The 18605-nt window shown below is 65.5% G+C and carries 15 protein-coding genes and 1 riboswitch; of the genes, 13 read left to right on the plus strand and 2 right to left on the minus strand.

Annotated features, from left to right (window positions below; all coding sequences use genetic code 11):
• Positions 1-457 precede the first annotated feature (457 nt).
• A complete protein-coding gene (rcdA, locus tag HU230_RS37710; RefSeq protein ID WP_176533868.1) occupies positions 458-970 on the plus strand; it encodes a protease adaptor protein RcdA in 513 nt (170 codons plus the stop codon).
• Between the two features lie 16 nt (positions 971-986).
• Here rcdA and pdxR read toward each other — a convergent pair whose 3' ends face one another.
• Positions 987-2507 carry a MocR-like pyridoxine biosynthesis transcription factor PdxR gene (pdxR, locus tag HU230_RS37715; protein ID WP_176533867.1) on the minus strand — a complete coding sequence of 507 codons (1521 nt, stop codon included), beginning with the start codon at positions 2505-2507 and terminating at the stop codon, positions 987-989.
• A 99-nt stretch (positions 2508-2606) separates the two neighbouring features.
• Here pdxR and HU230_RS37720 point away from each other — a divergent pair, with 99 nt between their 5' ends.
• From HU230_RS37720 to HU230_RS37730, 3 genes are all read left to right on the plus strand, one after another.
• Positions 2607-3233 (plus strand): FMN-binding negative transcriptional regulator, encoded by a 627-nt coding sequence (locus tag HU230_RS37720; protein WP_176533866.1) that lies wholly within the window; start codon positions 2607-2609, stop codon positions 3231-3233.
• A 12-nt stretch (positions 3234-3245) separates the two neighbouring features.
• On the plus strand, positions 3246-3863 hold the full coding sequence (locus HU230_RS37725) for a LysE family translocator (RefSeq protein WP_176533865.1): 618 nt from the start codon (positions 3246-3248) through the stop codon (positions 3861-3863).
• An 802-nt stretch (positions 3864-4665) separates the two neighbouring features.
• Complete coding sequence (locus HU230_RS37730; protein ID WP_176528479.1) at positions 4666-5694, plus strand: IS110 family RNA-guided transposase; 1029 nt, start codon at positions 4666-4668, stop codon at positions 5692-5694.
• Between the two features lie 555 nt (positions 5695-6249).
• On the opposite strand, the gene rpmE is transcribed toward HU230_RS37730, so the two are convergent.
• Positions 6250-6477 (minus strand): 50S ribosomal protein L31, encoded by a 228-nt coding sequence (gene rpmE, locus HU230_RS37735; protein ID WP_016845230.1) that lies wholly within the window; start codon positions 6475-6477, stop codon positions 6250-6252.
• 194 nt (positions 6478-6671) lie between these two features.
• Between rpmE and HU230_RS37740 the strand changes: the two genes are divergently transcribed.
• From HU230_RS37740 to HU230_RS37780, 9 genes are all read left to right on the plus strand, one after another.
• Positions 6672-8528, plus strand: coding sequence for an ABC transporter ATP-binding protein/permease (locus HU230_RS37740; protein ID WP_176533864.1), 1857 nt, complete (start codon positions 6672-6674; stop codon positions 8526-8528).
• A gap of 152 nt (positions 8529-8680) precedes the next feature.
• Positions 8681-9073 (plus strand): hypothetical protein, encoded by a 393-nt coding sequence (locus HU230_RS37745; protein WP_224943998.1) that lies wholly within the window; start codon positions 8681-8683, stop codon positions 9071-9073.
• A gap of 154 nt (positions 9074-9227) precedes the next feature.
• Entirely contained in the window at positions 9228-10718 is a 1491-nt protein-coding gene (locus HU230_RS37750; protein WP_176533863.1) for an amidohydrolase family protein, read from the plus strand.
• Position 10719: 1 nt separating this feature from the next.
• Positions 10720-11649 (plus strand): CobW family GTP-binding protein, encoded by a 930-nt coding sequence (locus tag HU230_RS37755; RefSeq protein WP_176533862.1) that lies wholly within the window; start codon positions 10720-10722, stop codon positions 11647-11649.
• A 227-nt stretch (positions 11650-11876) separates the two neighbouring features.
• Positions 11877-12072: riboswitch (cobalamin riboswitch) on the plus strand.
• A gap of 106 nt (positions 12073-12178) precedes the next feature.
• Entirely contained in the window at positions 12179-14461 is a 2283-nt protein-coding gene (locus tag HU230_RS37760) for a TonB-dependent receptor (protein WP_176533861.1), read from the plus strand.
• A gap of 2 nt (positions 14462-14463) precedes the next feature.
• A complete protein-coding gene (locus tag HU230_RS37765) occupies positions 14464-15948 on the plus strand; it encodes a PepSY domain-containing protein (RefSeq protein ID WP_176533860.1) in 1485 nt (494 codons plus the stop codon).
• Positions 15949-16116: 168 nt separating this feature from the next.
• Positions 16117-16803, plus strand: coding sequence for an STN domain-containing protein (locus HU230_RS37770; protein WP_176533859.1), 687 nt, complete (start codon positions 16117-16119; stop codon positions 16801-16803).
• Complete coding sequence (locus HU230_RS37775; protein ID WP_176533858.1) at positions 16800-17342, plus strand: RNA polymerase sigma factor; 543 nt, start codon at positions 16800-16802, stop codon at positions 17340-17342. Before HU230_RS37770 ends, HU230_RS37775 begins: the two co-directional genes overlap by 4 nt.
• Before the next feature lie 62 nt (positions 17343-17404).
• Positions 17405-18385 carry a FecR family protein gene (locus HU230_RS37780; protein ID WP_176533857.1) on the plus strand — a complete coding sequence of 327 codons (981 nt, stop codon included), beginning with the start codon at positions 17405-17407 and terminating at the stop codon, positions 18383-18385.
• Positions 18386-18605: the final 220 nt, after the last annotated feature.

Here is an 18605-nt window from a genome sequence, read left to right on the forward strand (position 1 = left end):
GTAGGGGGCCGTCCACACCATCAACCACAGCTGTTTCTTGTCGCGTTCGGCTGGGCCGCAGCTGCGCGCAACGCGGGCTTTGGGGGTTATGGGTCCCGGCGTTCGCCGGGACGACTCATGGTGATCGACTTGGACCTGTCCCAAACTAGGTCAATGGCCGACATGGCAAACAAAGCCTGAAGAAATCCGTTCATTTACGATCGGTTAAGCTTTCTCGATTATGACTGCATTGTCCTCGTTTGGACACCGAGTGGCTCCTGTCCACTCTGTTTGACGCCTCCCTGTTATCAACTTCAAAGCCGCCGGAAACGGCGGCTCTTTTTTGTGCGTCCTATCCGTTGGAAACCATAAATCCGGTTGCGGCTGGACTCTTCGGCGCGCCCGCGCAATGATTTGTTCATCATAAGCTGGCGCGTCAGATGCCAGCGGGCGTTACGATGGTGTGAGGGCGTTAACCATGGCCGATCGTTCCCAGAACGAAGCCGGGCTTGTGCTGTTCAGTGAACGGCTGACCAATTCTGCGGCATTCGGTGTGCTGTTCCGGGAAGGCATGGATCTGGTCGAGCAGACCGCCGCCTATCTCGACGGCGACGGCCGTGCCGAGGCCAAGGCGCTGGAACGCTCCGTCAGCCTGACCTATGCCACCGAGAGCATGCGCCTGACCACGCGGCTGATGCAGCTCGCGTCGTGGCTGCTATTGCATCGCGCGGTCAAGGAAGGCGAGATGACGCTGACCCAGGCCAATCGCGAGAAGACCAAGGTGAAGCTGTCGGCCGCCGATCCCGGCCCGGTCGACATGGTGAGCAAGCTGCCGGAGCAATTGCAGCAGCTGATCGCCCGCTCGATGGATCTGCAGGCGCGCGTCCGCCGCCTCGACACCACGATCCATGCGCCGGCGCCGGATCGATCATCGATCGGCAACCCGCTGGTGCCGCAGCTCAACCGGCTCAAGGCTGCGTTCGAGCAGTAAGATTCGAACCGTCAACTCAGTGTGAAGCCTCATTGCGGCGCGGCTTGGCCGGCCGCTGCGGCGTGTGCAGATCGATCACCTGCTGCAGTCGTATCGCCGCCGCCTCCAGCTCCTCCGGTTCGAAGCCGCCGAAGCCGAGCATCAGGCCGGGCCGTGCTGGCGCCTCGTACATCGGTGAAATCGGCCGCACGACGATGCTGTCGGCAAGCGCTGACTTCGCCACTTGCACATCATCGAAGCCTTGCGGCAGCCACAGCAACAGATGCATGCCCTGGTCGCTCGGCTGCAGCGTGACGTGATCGGGCATGTGACGCGTCAGCGATGCGATCAGTGTCGCGCGGCGCGCGGCGTAGACGCCGCGGATGCGCCTGATATGCGCTTCGAACAGTCCCTCGCGCATGTAGGCCGCCAGCACATGCTGGTCGGCGGTCGGTGAATGCCGGTCGAGCAGCGCCCGCGCGCCGGCGAAGGCGTCGATCAGCGGCAGCGGCGCCACGACGTAGCCGAGCCGCAGCGAAGGAAACAGCACCTTGCTCAACGTGCCCAGATAAATCACGCGCGACGGCGCGAGGCCTTGCATCGACGGGAAGGGATGACCGGCATAGCGCAGCTCGCTGTCATAGTCGTCCTCGATGATCCACGCATTGCTTCGAGCGGCCCACGCCACCAGCGCGTTGCGGCGGGCCATGCTCATCGGCATGCCCAGTGGGTATTGATGCGAGGGCGTCACGAAAGCCGCGCGCGCATCCGGGCAGGCGGCAATCGCCGCATCGACGTCGATGCCTTGTGCATCGACGCCCACGCGCGTGGTGACGAGATCGAGATCGTCGAGCACCGCCGTCATGCCGGGATAGGCCGGATCCTCGGCCCAGACCCGATCGCCCGCAGACAGCAGCACGCGGCCGGCGAGATAAAGGCCCTGCTGCGTGCCGGCCGTGATCACGACCTGCTCGGGCTCGCAATGCACCGCGCGGGACTTGCGCACATAGTCGACGATCGCCTGCCGTAGCTCGATCAGGCCGCGCGGATCGCCGTAGCTTGCAGGTGCTGCCGCGCGCGATGCCCGCACGCGGTTGCCGAGGCGGCGCCAATTGTCATCAGGGGCGACGGCGCCTCCGGGGACCGCAATCGCAAACGGGACTTCGGGCATCGGCGTGAAGGCCGCCACAACCTTGGCAAGTCGCACCGCGCGCGGCGGCAACTCGATCGGCGCAGTCTTGTTCGGGCTGCGGCCAGCCGGCGGGCGGGGTGGCCGTGCTTGTTCCGCAAGCGTCGGCGCGACGCGGGTGCCGGCGCCGACCTGCGACTCCAGATAGCCCTCGGCCTGCAATTGCTCGAAGGCTTCCGTCACCGTGCCGCGCGCCACGCCGAGCGAGGTCGACAGCGCGCGCGTCGACGGCAGATATTCGCCGGCCTTCAGTTCGCCATTGGCGATGGCTGCGCGCAGGGACTGCGCGATCTGGCGTCCGACCTGTCCGGCGGCGCGGTCGACCGCCCGCAGCGAGGGGATGCTGATGGTGGCGCGCAGGCGGGGCATAGTGGACCAGTCATGATGATCGAAAGTGGCTCTTATCATAGGCCACTTCGGCGCTATGGTGCGAGCAACAATTCGATGAGATTTGCCAAGAGGTCTGCCATGTACCTGCCGCCGCATTTCAAGATGGATGAGCTCGGCCCGATCCACGCCGCGATGCGGGCCTCAAAGCTCGCGACGCTGGTCACCGCGACCGCGGACGGGCTGATCGGAACGCCGCTGCCGCTGATCCTCAGCGAAAACGAGGGCGATTACGGCACCCTGTACGGTCATGTCGCGCGGCCCAATCCGCAGTGGAAGCTGCCCGCGGTCGGCGAAGCGATGGCGATTTTCACCGGACCCGACGCCTATGTGACGCCGTCCTGGTATGTGACCAAGGCCGAGCACGGCAAGGTGGTGCCGACCTGGAACTACCTCGCCGTCCACGCCTATGGGTCGGCCGAGTTCTTCGAGGATGCGGATCGCCTGCTCGATGTCGTGACCCGGCTGACCGCGTTGCACGAGAGTTCGCGGCAGGAAGTTTGGCAAGTCAGCGATGCGCCTGATGATTTCATCAAGGCGCAGCTGCGCGGCATCGTCGGCTTCCGGATGCCGATCACACGGATCGACGCCAAGAAGAAGATGAGTCAGAACCGCAAGCTCGAGGATCGCGCCGGCGTCATCGCCGGCCTTGGCGCCAGCGACAATCCCGCTGACCGCGAGGTCGCGGCGATGATTCCGGCGAATTGACGAAAGCCGCCGATGGAATTGTACCTTGCCTTTGCGGTCACGACCGCGACCTTCGCGCTGATCCCGGGTCCGGCCATGCTCTATGCCGCGGCCCGCACCCTGGCGGGTGGCCGGCGCGCCGGGCTGATGGCCTCGCTCGGCCTGCATCTCGGCGGCTACGTCCATGTCATTGCCGCGGCCGCCGGCCTCGCGCTGCTGTTTCATGCGGTGCCGCCGCTGTTCATGGCGATGAAGCTTGCCGGTGCGGCCTATCTGGTCTGGCTCGGGCTCTCGCTGTTCCGCGATCGCGACAGTGCAAAGCGTCCCGAGTTGACGCCGCTGTCCGCGGAGCGCGCCTTCGCGCAAAGCATCGTCGTCGAGGTGCTCAATCCGAAGACCGCGATCTTCTTCCTGGCGTTCCTGCCGCAATTCGTCGATGCGTCGGCCAGCGTGCCGGTCTGGGCCCAGCTGTTCCTGCTCGGCACCATCGTCAACCTGACGTTCTCGGCAGTCGATATCGTCTGCGTGTTTTTCGCCAGCGCCGTGATGGCAAGGCTGCAGCGCTCCCGCAGGTCACAGCGGATCATGCAACGGATCGGCGGCAGCATCCTGGTCGCGCTCGGCGCGCGGCTCGCCTTCCAGGATCGCTAGGGTTACGGCGATCGAAGCCAAAGCCGGTGTCGCGCGTCGCGTTGCTCAGGTGAGCATGCCGCTTGGGCTCCCTCCCGCAGAAGGGAGCCCGTCCGCCGGCAACTCCCTCACGCGCGCGTGCCACTGAGTTGCCCGACGGCGCAAGCCCCTCGCGGGAAAATATTTCGCTTTATCAGAAGCGCAACTCGGTGTATGAATTGCCCGTCTCACCCGATCGAGGGGCGCTGCGCATCGTCACGGGTGTTGCGGTGAGATGCGGTGGACGCCGAGCGTGCGACTGACGAGAGCACGCGACGCGGACGGTGAAGTCGTGTGGTCCTGACGCCCTAGGTGGTAGGTGTCCCTCGCGAGATGCGAAGCATCTCGCGAGGCGGTGACAAACAAGCCCAGTCTCGCCGGGGAGAGCACGAAGTAAGCCGTAACCCATCGCGCAGGGAAAGCCGGAATGCTCCGGTTACACCTGTGGTCCGACCTCCGGTGCTTTTTATTTGCACCGGACCCATGGGTGCGATCGGCACCCGGCTTTCCCTGCGCCCTCTGCGAGTAGAGGGCGAAACGAGATGCAGAACTCGGGCAGGATATGTCGCGAGAGCGTGGATGTATGACTCAAGAGTCGGGCCACACACTCAGTGTCGTCCCGGCGCAGGCCGGGACCCATAACCACAAATGGCAATTGGTGCGCGACGCTGGGGCCACAGCCCTCTCCAACAACACGAACCTGTGGTTGATGGTGTGGACGGCCCCCTACGGCATCAGTGTGCCAGAATGAGGTTGTTGTAAATCTCAGACAAGGAGACCGTCCGTGAGAGAGATTATCCGTATTGGGATGGATACGTCGAAGCATATTTTTGTGCTGCATGGAGTTGACGCGGCGGAACAGCCGGTGTTGCGCAAGAAGCTGTCGCGCAAGCAGGTGCTTGAGTTTTTTGCCAAGCTTCCGCCGACCGTGATCGGGATGGAGGCCTGCGGGGCGGCTCATTACTGGGGGCGCGAGCTTGGCAAGCTTGGCCATGAGGTGAAGCTGATAGCGCCGCAGTTGGTGAAGCCTTATGTGCTGCGGAACAAGAACGACGGGCGAGATGCGGATGGGGTGTGCGAAGCGATGGGCCGACCGCGGATGCGGTTTGTGCCGGTGAAGAGCGCCGAACAGCAGGCCGCGCTGATGCTTGCAGGTGTCCGCGATGGGCTGATCGGCCGCCGTACCCAGCTCAGCAATGCGATCCGCGGCTACGCGGCGGAGTTTGGCCTGATCGCGCCGAAGGGGTTGGACAAGATCGAGCCGCTGTTGGCCCGGATCACGCAGGACGAGAGCGTTCCCGCTATGGCGCGCGAGCTGTTCGCCATGCAGGGCCGTGACTATGCGCAGTTGCAGGGTGAGCTGAAGGCGGTCGAGGCCAGGCTGCTGGCCTGGCACCAGGCCAACGCCACAAGCCGTCGTCTGGCCCAGATCCCCTCGGTCGGTCCGATCATCGCGACCTCGCTTGTGATGAAGACGCCGGACCCGCACGCCTTCCGCTCCGGCCGCTTGTTCGCGGCCTGGCTCGGCCTGACGCCCAAGGACCATTCCACCGCCGGCAAAACCAGGCTCGGCAAGATCACCCGCGCTGGCGACGAGACCCTGCGTCGCCTGCTCGTGGCCGGGGCGACCGCGGTGATCCGGCAGGCAAGGCTCGGGCGCGGCCACCCCTCGCGCTGGCTCGTGGCGTTGCTCAGGCGCAAGCCGCCGAAGCTTGCGGCCGTGGCGCTCGCCAACAAGGTGGCCCGCATCGCCTGGAAGCTGATGGCGACCGGCGAGAGCTATGATGCCGCACGCATGAACGCTGTCACCTAACAGGTCGGCCGGCCGGACGTAGCGCTCGCCGGACGAACCGGAGCTGCAAGAGCAGATGGAATGATCGATCGATCCAGAACGCGAGACAAGCCGCGGGACCCATTGGCCTTCACAAGGTCGCCAGGTTGTTTGGCACTCGCGTCGCGGAAACCATCTTGGCCCAGCGATCAACACGATCGCATCAAACAGGCCGGACATATGGATGACAGCGATCCGACCAATCCCAGAAAGCTCTTGTGCCACGAGGGCCGTCCACATATGGGTCCCGGCTTTCGCCGGGACGACGATTGTGGATGCAGGCCGTGCCACACACTCAGTATCGTCCTGGCGAAAGCCAGGACCCATTACCCCAATCCTCAGTTGTTGCGCGCGCTCGGGCCACGATCCCGTTCATCACCGAATGCGGTGGTTATGGATCCTGGCCTTCGCCAGGATGACGCATGGAGCGAGCCGCGCGCTCGTCCGGCCAACCGATCGGGGCAACCGCCAAAACAAAAACGCCCCCGAGACGGAGGCGTTTTGCGTTTGATCGGTAGGGCGATCCCGAAGCGGACTTTAGTCCTTCTTGAGGAAGCCCGAAAACTTCTTCTGGAAGCGCGAGACACGGCCGCCGCGGTCCATCAGCTGCTGGGTACCGCCGGTCCAGGCCGGGTGCGACTTGGGGTCGATGTCGAGGTTCAGCGTGTCGCCTTCCTTGCCCCAGGTCGAGCGGGTCAGGTACTCGGTGCCGTCGGTCATGACGACCTTAATCGTATGATAATTCGGATGAATATCGGCTTTCATGACAGTTCCTTCGGCGCGCCAGCGCCCGTCTCAAGACATCTAGGTACGGGATTTGGGCGGCTCTATAACCCATGGAGCCCCCCAAAACAAGCCAAGAAAGGGGAGCTTAAGCCCATCACCGGATTGGGACTTTACCGGATTTGCCAGCCGGGGTCGGCGGGCCTATGTGGGGGCGATAGAACCGGTCTAGATATATGAGTGTAGCCGAACAGCTTGAGCCCCCTCGCGGCCCCCCCGAGCCGCCGCGTGATGCGTTGCTCGATGAGGAGGCCTTCATCGAGAGCCAGATCACCGAGCCGGCGAAGAGCCGTGCCCGCTTGCGGCCCCTGCTTGCGCTCGCGCCCTATGTGGCGCGCTACAAGGGACGGGCGATCCTCGCGCTGATCTCGTTGACGATCGCGGCGATCACCACGCTGATTGTGCCGGTCGCGGTGCGGCGGATGATCGACCTCGGCTTCACGCCCGAAGGCATCGCGATGATCAACAGCTATTTCAGCGTGATGCTCGCGGTCGTCGCTGTGCTCGCCTGTGCCAGCGCCTCGCGCTACTACCTCGTGATGACGATCGGAGAGCGCATCGTCGCCGATCTCAGGGGCGACGTGTTCGCGCATCTGATCTCGCTGTCGCCCTCGTTCTTCGATTCCGCACGGTCGGGCGAATTGGTGTCGCGGCTCACTGCCGACACCACGCAGATCAAGTCCGCGGTCGGTGCCTCGGTGTCGATCGCGCTGCGCAATGTGATGCTGTTCTTCGGCGCCGCCGCGATGATGGTGATCACGAGCCCGCGGCTCTCGGGCTTCGTGCTGCTCGCGATTCCGATGATCGTGATTCCGCTGGTCGCGTTCGGTCGCTGGGTGCGGCGGCTGTCGCGCCACGCCCAGGACACGTTGGCCGATGCCAGCGCCTATGCGAGCGAGCTGGTCAATGCGATCCGCACCGTGCAGGCCTATACCGGCGAGCGGCTTGCCAAGGCGCGCTTTGCCCGCGAGGTCGAGCAGGCCTATGAGGCCGCGCGCAGCTCGACCAAGGCGCGCGCGGTGCTGACGCTGATCGTCATTTTCATCGTGTTCGCCAGCGTCGTCGTGATCCTCTGGGTCGGCTCGCACGACGTGCTGATCGGCGCCATCAGCCCCGGCCGGCTCGGCCAGTTCATTCTTTATACGGCCTTCGCCGCGAGCGGCCTCGGCCAGCTCAGCGAGGTCTGGGGCGAGGTCTCGGCCGCATCGGGCGCCGCCGAACGGCTGTTCGAGATTTTGCGCGTCAGGCCGCAGATCGCGGCTCCCGCTTCGCCGCGCGCACTGCCGCAGCCCGCGCGGGGCGATGTCGGCTTCGACAATGTCAGCTTCGCCTATCCGACTAGGCCGAACGCGCTGGCCGTCGACGGCGTATCGCTGGAGGTACGCTCCGGCGAGAAGGTCGCGATCGTCGGTCCGTCCGGCGCCGGCAAGAGCACATTGTTCCACCTGCTGCTGCGCTTCTACGATCCGAAATCAGGCATCATCTCGCTCGACGGCGTGCCGATCCGGCAGGCCGATCCGGCCGACGTGCGCGCGCGGATCGCGCTGGTGCCGCAGGATTCCGTGGTATTCGCCGCGAGCGCCCGCGACAACATCCGGTTCGGCCGGCCCGACGCCACCGACGCTGAGATCGAGCGCGCCGCCGAGCTCGCCCATGCCACCGAATTCCTGCGCCGGCTGCCCGACGGCTTCGACGCCCAGCTCGGCGAGCGCGGCGTGACGCTGTCCGGCGGCCAGCGCCAGCGCATCGCGATCGCGCGCGCGATCCTGCGCGATGCGCCGCTGCTGCTGCTCGACGAGGCGACCTCGGCGCTCGACGCCGAGAGCGAGACGTTGGTGCAGACCGCGCTGGAGGAATTGATGCGCCATCGCACCACGCTTGTGATCGCGCATCGCCTGGCGACCGTGCTGTCCTGCGACCGCATCCTGGTGATGGACCAGGGCAGGATCGTCGAGCAGGGCACCCACGCCGAGCTGGTCGCCGCGGGCGGCCTCTATGCGCGGCTGGCGCGACTGCAGTTCGAGGGGATTTGAACGAATTGGGACCCTGTGCGCTCCGCCTATGCGATTCCTATGCGATCGAGCGCGTGCTCCCCTCGAAAACCTATTCCCGCGCAAGGATAGTCGCGCCGCGCCTGACCTCCTTCGACGGCCGAAGGGGCATCGGCGCGCGGGGTGTTCGACTGATGCGCGAGGACGCGACCAAACCCGAGAGCAGGCTGCTCCGTGCCTGGCAGCTTGCCGTGCTGCGCTTCGCAGTGACGCTCGACGACGACGATCGGATGCAGGCGCTTAATGCGGCCGGCGAGGTCGATCGGCTGGGCGGCGCGGCCGATGACGCCTTCCACTTCTTCCGCCGGACGACCGCGGACCTGTGCGCGGCGATCTCCGGTCAGGGCGCGGATCAGGATGCCGTCATCCGGCGATTCCTGGTGCAAATCGACAATGTCAGGCTCAAGCGCGCGGTCGAAGCGGCGATCGCCAGGGACCGCACGCCGCCGAAACTCGTGGCGAGCCGCATCAAACCCGGCAACGATCTTTGGCGGGGGCTGCCGTCGCGGCGTGCAACCGGAACGTAACGAGGGGCTCTCTGCAATCGCCATCACGGCGCGGCGGATATTCCGTCAGAACATGTCGCCACGACCCCTTGCCGGGTTGCTGCGATGAGTGCGATGCGCTTCTCTGTGCTCGAAAAGAGATCGGCCGGTGTCGGACAATGCGGGGAGTGGCGAGATGGGTGGTTTGGTGATCAGCGGCGGCCGGGTGGTGGATCCGGCCAGCGGGATGGACGCGATCGGCGACGTCGCCGTCGTCGACGGCAAGATCGCCGCGGTCGGCACGGGGCTCGGCGGCGCGGAGCGGCAGATCGACGCCACCGGCCTCGTGGTGGCGCCCGGCTTCATCGACCTGCACGCGCATGGCCAGACCATTCCGGCCGATCGCATGCAGGCGTTCGATGGGGTGACGACATCGCTCGATCTCGAGGCCGGCGTGCTGCCGGTGGCATCCTGGTACAAACGCCAGGCCGAGAAGGGGCGGGTGCTGAACTACGGCGCGGCTGCCAACTGGGCGTTCGCGCGGATCGGCGCGATGACCGGCTCGAATGCGGAAAGCTCGCTGGAATCATTCGGCGCAGCGATGCGCGATCGCCGCTGGATCGAGAACGTGGCGACTGAGAGCGAGGTCGGCGGCATCCTCGCGCGCCTTGCCAACGGACTGAATGAGGGCGGCATCGGCATCGGCATTCTCAACGCCTATGCGCCGGGCGCGGGCGTGCAGGAACTGACCGCGGTGTGCCAGCTCGCCGCTGATCATGCGGTGCCGACCTTCACCCACGTCGCCTACATGTCCCGCATCGATCCCGAGAGCGCGGCCGAGGCCTATATCCGCCTGATCGGCTATGCCGGCGCCACCGGCGCGCACATGCACATCTGCCATTTCAACTCGTCGAGCAAGACGGATATCGAGCGCTGCGTTGCGCTGATCGCCAAGGCGCAGGCGCAGGGCCTGCCGATCACGGTGGAGGCCTATCCCTACGGCACCGGCTCGACCGTGCTGGCGGCGACCTTCTTCAGCGATCCCAAATTCGAGGAGCGCAACGGCCTCGGCTACGATTCGGTGCAGCGCGTGACCGACGGTCACCGCTTCGGCAGCCGCGAGGAGCTGCTGGCGGCGCAGGCCGCGGAACCCTCGACGCTGGTGCTGTGGCATGTGCTCGATATCGAGAACAACGCGCATCATCGCGATCTGCTCGACATGGCGGTGCTGTATCCGGGCGGTGCGATCGCGTCCGACGCGATGCCGTGGACGTTGTCGGACGGTCGCCCCTACACCGGCGACGCTTGGCCGCTGCCTGATGATGCCACCTCGCATCCGCGTTCGGCCGGCTGCTTCACCCGCTTCATCCGCGAATGGGTGCGCGAGCGCCGGAAGGTGTCGCTGCTGGAGGGCATCCGCAAATGCGCGCTGATTCCGGCCGAGATTCTGTCCGCGAGCACGCCGGCGATGCGCGCCAAGGGCAGGTTGCAGGTCGGCGCCGATGCCGACGTCGTGGCGTTCGACTTCGAGACGCTCAGCGACCGCGCGACCTTCTCCGCGATGAACCGCCCGGCGGAAGGTGTGCGGCATCTCGTGGTCAGCGGCCAGCCGCTGATCAATGATGGCGTGCTCGATGTCGCGGCACGGCCCGGCCGGCCGGTGCGCCGGCCCGTCACCGGGGGCTGAGGTGCCGGTCCCGATCCTGCTGGTCGCGGGTTTTCTCGGGGCGGGAAAGACCACGGTCGTCAACCATCTGCTGGCGCATGCGCAAGGCCGGCGCATCGCCGCCGTGGTCAACGATTTCGGCGCGATCAATATCGACGCGGAGCTGATCGCCGGCGCCAGCGATGGCGTGGTCAGCCTGAGCAATGGCTGCATCTGTTGCACACTTGAGGGCGATCTGCTGCGCACGCTCGCAACCTTGCTGCGGCGCGATCCGCGTCCCGAATTCATCGTGATCGAGACCAGCGGAATCGCCGATCCCGCCGACATCGTGCGCAACCTGATGGACCCGGTGATCTGGAAGGAGGCGCCGCTCGAGACCGTGCTGTGCGTGGTCGACGCGACGCAGCCGGTGGCCGCGCTGGACGATGCGCTGCTGCGCTCGCAGTTGCGGGCGGCCGATGTGGTGGCGCTGAGCAAGGTCGATCTGGCCGATGCAGCCGCGTGCGCCGTGATCCGCGATGCGGTGCGGGCAGTGCGTCCGGCGGCCGTGGTCGTCGATGCGCTGCATGGCGAGGTGCCGGCAGCGCTGTTGTTTCCCGCGGACCTCGATCAGTTGCCAGCGCCGCGCGAGACCGCGCCGCGACGGCCGGTAGCGGACCGGTTCGAGACGCTGAGCTGGACATCGGAGCGGCCGGTGCGGTTGCCGCGCTTGCAGCAGGCAATCGGTAAACTGGCGCCGAAGCTGGCGCGGGCGAAGGGATTGTTCGAGACGGTGGAGCAGCCCGGACGGCTGACGGTGTTTCAACTCGCCGGCGGCCGCGCGACATTGGCCGCGGGCGGCGTGCCGGCACCCGGCGTGCCACGCACGCGAATCGTGTTCATCGCCGAGATGGGCGCTCTGTCGCGGGCCGAGATCGATGAGGTGATGCAGGGATGTGTCGAAGCAGGGTGATGCGAAGCCAGTTTCCCGTCACCCTGAGGAGCGCGAAGCGCGTCTCGAAGGGTCGACGGCCGTCAGCGTGGCCGTGCATCCTTCGAGGCTCGCTCCGCTCGCACCACAGGATGACGGAATAGAGAATCCTCGCGTCGGCCCGCGCTGTCGCTGTGTCATCGCAGCAGCATCATCCCGCAAAGCATGTGTGCGACAATCGCATCGAATTGACAGCCTATCCCGCACCACCTATCGTTTCTGCCGACGGTTCCCTTCGGGGATCAAAAGGGAATGCGGTGCGAGGGTAACCCCAATGCCGCAGCTGTCCCCGCAACTGTAAACGGCGAGCCTTTCGTCAATTTGCCACTGGGCTATCAAGCCCGGGAAGGCGTCGACAGGCGATGACCCGTGAGCCAGGAGACCTGCCGTCAGTCGTGGTCACACGCGAGCACATCGGGCGGGGGCGTCCTGGTGGGATCGGAGCACTGCCTTTGGGGCAATGCGCCAGTCCGCGTTCGCGGTGACGTGCCACGTTACCGCGAGTCCTTTCATGTCTCCGTCCTCTCCCGCCGCGCGCCGTTGGCGCCTCGGTCTCGTTTGCTCCCTGTCATCGCTGCTGCTGCCGGCTGAAGGTTCGGCACAAACGTCTCCACCCACGACGCTCGATCCGATCGAGGTCGCACCCTCGACATCCGCAGAGCCCAAGCCCGCGGCGCGAAGCCGCAACTCGGCGACGTCGTCGCGGCCGCGCGCCAGACCTGCAACGGCTGCGGCAACCGCTGGCGCGCCGCGCCCCGCGGCGTCGGGCGCATCGGGATCGGCATCGCCGACGCTCAACGCCACCATACAGGGAGGCACCGGCAGTCGCCTCAATCTGACGCCGCTGCAGACGCCGGCCAGCGTCGAGATCATCACGGCGCAGACCATCGCCGAACGCGGCCAGCACAATGTGCTTGATGCCGTCACGCAGAATGCGGCCGGGTTCATCGCAACGCCGGCGCCCGGCAATGGCGGCCTGTCGTTCAGCACCCGCGGCTTTGCCGGCAGCAACTCGGTGATGACGCTGTATGACGGCACGCGCTTCTATATCGGCTCCGGCACCCTGACGTTCCCCTACGACACCTGGTCGACCCAACGCGTTGAAGTGCTGCGCGGTCCGGCCTCGGTGCTGTACGGCGAGGGCGCGATCGGCGGTGTCATCAACGTCGTTCCGAAAAAGCCGCAGGGCACGCCCTACAACGAGGCCGAGGTCTCGCTCGACAGCAACATGACGCGACGGCTGTCGGTGGACAGCACCGGTCCGATCAATCCCAATGTGTCCTACCGCATCAACGCCACGGGCAACATGTCGGACGGCTGGGTCGATCGCGACAAGACATCGAATGCGGTGGTCTCCGCCGCCGTGCGGGTGCAGGCGTCGGACAATCTCGCCTTCACGCTCTCGGAAGATTACGGCGACCGCAGCCCGTCGCGCTATTTCGGCACGCCGCTGATCAACGGCTCGATCCAGGACGCGCTGCGCTTCAAGAACTACAACGCATTGGACAGCGCGATCCGCTACCAGGACAGCTGGACCCAGTTCAAGACCGAGTGGGGCGTCGCCGACGGCATCAAGATCAACAATACGCTGTATTACCTGACCAGCGAGCGGCACTGGCGCGATATCGAAAACTACACCTTCAATCCGAAGACCCAGCTGATCGACCGCTCCAGCTACATCGAGATCTTCCACGACCAGAAGCAACTCGGCAACCGGATGGATGCGACCTTCAGCGGTCACGTCTTCGGACTTGCAAACCAGTTTGTCGCCGGATTCGACGTCAACCGGATCGACTTCACCCACACCAACAATTCGCCCTATGGCGGCGCGTCGACGGTCAATCCTTACGTGTTCGATCCCGGATCGTTCTTCGCGACGACCACGGCGACGACGCCGGGCTTCAACGCGATCGTCAATCAATACGCGCTGTTCGCCGAAGATCGCCTGTCGCTGACCGATCAATTGTCGCTCGTCACCGGCGTCCGGTACGATCGTCCCGAGGTCGATCGCACCGACTACAAGACGCCGGCGAACAGTTTTGAAACCACGCTGTCGGGCACCAGCTGGCGAACCGGGTTGGTGTACGAGCCGATCAAGGACCTCGCGTTCTATGGTCAGTACGCGGTCGGCGTCGATCCGGTCAGCAACCTGATCTCGCTGTCGACCTCGCAGAAAACCTTCCAACTCGCGACCGGCAAGCAGACCGAAATCGGCGTCAAGCAGTCGTTCTGGGGCAGCCGCGGCGAGTGGACGCTGGCTGCTTACGAGATCGTCAAGACCGGCCTGACCATTCCCGATCCCAGCAATCCAACCGCCGGCCTTGCACTGCAAATCGGCCAGCAATCATCCCGCGGGGTCGAAGGAACGATCGGGCTCGCGCTGAACGACGGCTGGCGCGTCGACGCTAATCTTGCGCTGCTGCGCGCCCGATACGATAACAACAGCCAAGTGGTCGGCGGAAAGGTCGTCAGCTACAATGGCAATGTTCCGGTCAACGTGCCGCAGCAGGTCTCGAACGTCTGGCTGACCTGGGACTTCGCGCCCAACTGGTCGGTCTACGGCGGCGTGCAGATCGTCGGTGCGATGTACTCCGATCTCGCCAACACGCAATTGCGGCCGGGCTACAATGTGGTCAATGGCGGCATCAGGTGGAAGCCGGATGATCGCACCACGGTCGCGTTCCGCGTCTACAATCTGTTCGACAAGGTCTACGCGGTGACCTCGAACGGGACGGGGCAGTGGCTGCTCGGCATGCCGCGCACCGCCGAATTGTCCGTCAACGTGAAGTTCTGACCATGCGCAACGCTCTGATCCGGCGAGCGCGTCGATGGCTTTATGTCGTCCATCGCTGGATCGGCATTGCGACGTGTCTCTTCTTCGCGATGTGGTTCATCTCCGGCCTCGTCATGATGTCCGTGGCGTTTCCGCGCCTCACTGACGACGAGCGCCTGTCCGCGCTCCCTGGCATCGTTTGGAGCAAGGTACAGATCGCACCTGATCGTGCGATGGCGATCGCGGGCACGGAACATTATCCACGCGATCTCCGGCTCTCGATGCTGGACGACGTTCCGGTCTATCGCGTGACCGAATGGAAGGGGGCCGCCGTCACCATTTCGGCGATCGACGGCAGCGTCATCGACCGGGTCACGCCGGACCAGGCGCTTGCTGTTGCCCGGCATCACCCGCGTGCCGTGCAGCCGCAACTGCTCGATACCGTGACGCGCGATCAATGGACGGTCACCGCGCGCTTCGATCCGCTGCGGCCGCTCTATCTGATCGGCCTCGGCGACGCCGATGGCACCGAACTTTATGTCTCGTCGCGCAGCGGCGAGATCGCCCTCGACACCACGCGGCGAGAGCGCGTCTGGAACTGGCTCGGCTCGATCCCGCACTGGATCTATCCGACCGTGTTGCGCAAGGACGGGCCGTTGTGGCGGGACGTGGTGCTGTGGATATCGGGCATCTGCCTCGTCGTCGCCGTCACCGGATTCTGGATCGGCATTCTGCGCCTGCGGCTGACGCGCCGTTACGCAGATGGCGCCGTCTCGCCCTATCGCGGCTGGATGGCCTGGCATCATATTGCCGGCCTCGTCGGCGGCATCTTCGTCTTCACCTGGATGTTCAGTGGCTGGTTGTCGCTCAATCCCGGCGGCGCGTTCTCCGGCCGCGGCCCCACGCGCGGGATCGCGGTCGGCTACGGCGGCCATGATGCACCCGATATCGTTGCCGGCTTGCAGTCGCCGCCGCAGGTATCGGCGGTGGAGGCGCGCTTCGTCTGGATCGGCGGACGCCGGCTGATGGTGCTCGACGACAGTAGCGGCCGTCGCAGCCTCGCGGATCCCGTGACCGGCGCGCCCGTGACGCTCTCGCAGGACGAGATCGTCGCGGCTGCCCGGCGCGCGATGCCGGGAGCTGCGATGATATCGGCGCGGCAGCTCGATGAACCGGACGCCTACTGGTACACGCTGCACCAAGCGCGCGAGCTTCCCGTTCTGCGGATCGGCTTCGACGATCCCGCCCACACCTGGCTGCACATCTCTCCGGTCACCGCCGAGATCCTCGACCGCAGCGACGGCAGCCGCCGGTCCTATCGCTGGCTGTTCAATGCGCTGCACAGCCTGGATTTTTCCGTTCTGCTGCGCGTCTGGCCGGCGCGCGATGTCGTGGTCTGGCTGCTGTCGGCGGTCGGCACGATCGTCTCGATCAGCGGTATCGTGATCGGCTTGCGCCGGCTGCGACGGCGCAAGGTGCGGCCGGCGCGAGGTCTCCGCCCTTGTTAGCAGATTGTCACAATCTGTTTCTATGTTGCGCCTGCCGCGGGGTTTGACGAACAGCTCTATCGATCACCGATAGATCGTGCTGTTCGGCTGGGCTTGAGGATCAAGGCGGCGCCTCATGCACTTTGTTCAATGGGTCGGAAGATCGGGCTGCGCTCGAAGCATGATCGGATGTGGCAGCGCTTTCTTGGCCTGGTCATAGGCACTCTCGTTGCCGGGAATATCCAGACGGTAACGATGGCCGCAAGCCTTGAATCAGTTCGGACGCCGGCAACGGTCGACTTCGATATTGGCAGCCAGCCTCTGGTCTCCGCGCTCGATGCTTACAGCGCGGCCACCGGTCTTCAGGTCGTTTACGACGCCACCCTGGCCGGGGCACGCCGCGCGCAGGCCGTCAAGGGATCGATGACGCCCGACATGGCGTTGCAGCTCCTGCTCGAAGGAACCGGTCTGGTCGCGGTCTATGCCGCGGCGAACGCCTTCACGATTGTGCCTGCGGCCACCGCGTCGCAGACGGCGTCGATACGTGGCTTCATGCCATATCTTGCGTCCGTCCAGAGCAGCATTGAGGAAGGATTCTGCCGGTCAGCGCTGACCGCGCCGGGCGGCTATCGGATCAAGTTCAAGTTCTGGATCGGGCATGCCGGCGAGGTGCTGCAGCCCCAGCTGCTCGGCTCGACCGATGACAGCGCGCGTGACCAGGCGATCGCCGCCCTGTTGCGTGCTGTCGTCATCGGCCGACCGCCGCCGCCGGACATGCCGCAGCCCGTCATGATGGCGGTTTCGCCGCGGCCGCCTTCCGAGACCGGCGACTGTGCCGCGCGTGACCCGAGGCGCCCGGGACTGGTCGCGCGATGACGGAAACCACGTCGACCACGCTTCGGCAGGTGCTCGTCGCGCGCTACGACGAGCTTCGCCGCCGCCTCGCGCGGCGTCTCGGCGATGAAAGAGCCCGCGAGACCCTTCACGAGACGTGGCTGCACCTTCGCGACAAGAACGGCCCGGGCGTGGTGGACAGCCCGATCGGCTATCTGCTGCGCAGCGCGCTCAATCTTGCGATCAGCCGGGAGCGCCAGGAGACGCGCCGCATCAAGCGGTTCGAGGTACAGCCGATGCTCGAGATCGCCGACGCGGCGCCCGGCCCGGAACGCGAGGTCGAATCGCGGGAGCAGATTGCGCATCTGGAGCAGGTGCTTGAGGAGCTCACCCCGCGTCGCCGGACGATCCTGCTCGCATCCCGCCTGGAAGGCACGCCGCTCCGGGAAATCGCCGCGCGTCTCGGGGTCTCGCAGCGTTTGGTGGAGCTTGAGCTGAAAGCTGCGCTCGAGCATTGCGCCAAGCGGTTTAACAAAAAGGTCACAAGGCGTTTCGGTCCGGCGCCGCGGGAAACGTCCTGATAGGAGAGCGTCAGAGTGTTGCGTATTTGGATGGACGTGCTGCCAAGGGAAACGCCCGATCGATGACACGTAGCGACGAACCGTCGGAGGAGCTGACCGCGATCGAGAGCGAGGCGCTTGAGCGCGTCCAGCGGCTTGGTTCGGGGCAGGCTACCCGGCGGGACATCGAGGAAACCAGGCACTGGGGAAGCCAGAGCAGCGCCCATTCGCAGGCGCTGGCGCAGGCCAGCCTGCTCTGGGATCAGCTCGGCCCGGCCGGCGCCAACCTGTTGAAGCGGCGCGGCGATTCCATGCTGGCGGACGTCCGGCGGCAGCCGCGCATGACGCGGCGGGCGATGCTCGGAGGCGCGCTGGCGACGTCGGCCGCCGCATATCTCGTGGTGTCGCCTCCGCTGCAGCTGTGGCCGTCGCTGCAGGATGTGATGGCGGATTATCGCACCGCCGCCGGCGAGCAGCGCAAGCTCACGATCGATGGCGGCGTCAAGGTGACGCTGAACACCGGAACCAGCGTCAATGTTCACTCGGGCGACAACAGCCAGGATCGCATCGAGATTCTGACCGGGGAAGCCGTGATCGCGGCGGCCTCCGCAAGTCGCGAGGTGCGCGTGGTTGCCGGCGACGGCGAGATGAGTGCGCGTCAGGCGCAGTTCAACGTCCGTCATGAGCCGCGCAGCACCTGCGTGACCTGTCTCGATGGCGAGGTCCGGGTCACCCGTCACAGCTCCGTCGCGGCGCTGCATGCGGGGCAACAGGTCAGCTACGCAGCGCTTGGTCTCGCAGCGCCCATGTCGGTCGATCCCGCCGATGTGACAGCCTGGCGCGACGGAATGCTGATCTTTCATGACGCTCCGCTCGGCAACGTCGTGACGGAAATCAACCGTTACCGATCGGGCAAGGTCATGGTGACGAACGCGGAATTGGAACGCCGTCTCGTCAACGGCCGGTTCCGAATCGACAATGTCGATGGCATCCTGACCATGTTCCAGCAAATTTTTGGCGCGAAGGCGCGACATCTGCCCGGCGGCATCGTGCTGCTGAGCTGATGTCGAGCGAGCCATGAAAGCGCGCATCATGTCTGCGTAGGAATTGTGATGCAGCCCGCGATTTTGTCGTTCGGTCCCGCCGATCAAATGGCGTCCTTGGAGACGAGAAGCCTGGCATACGGTCAAGCCGTGTGACGAGCACCTGCGCGGATCCGATCCGCGCATCTTTCCGTCCGTTGTTCCCAGGGGACCTCCTATGCCGTCTCGTCAGCGCGTTGCC

Source organism: Bradyrhizobium quebecense, assembly GCF_013373795.3.
Classification (GTDB): Bacteria; Pseudomonadota; Alphaproteobacteria; order Rhizobiales; family Xanthobacteraceae; genus Bradyrhizobium; species Bradyrhizobium quebecense.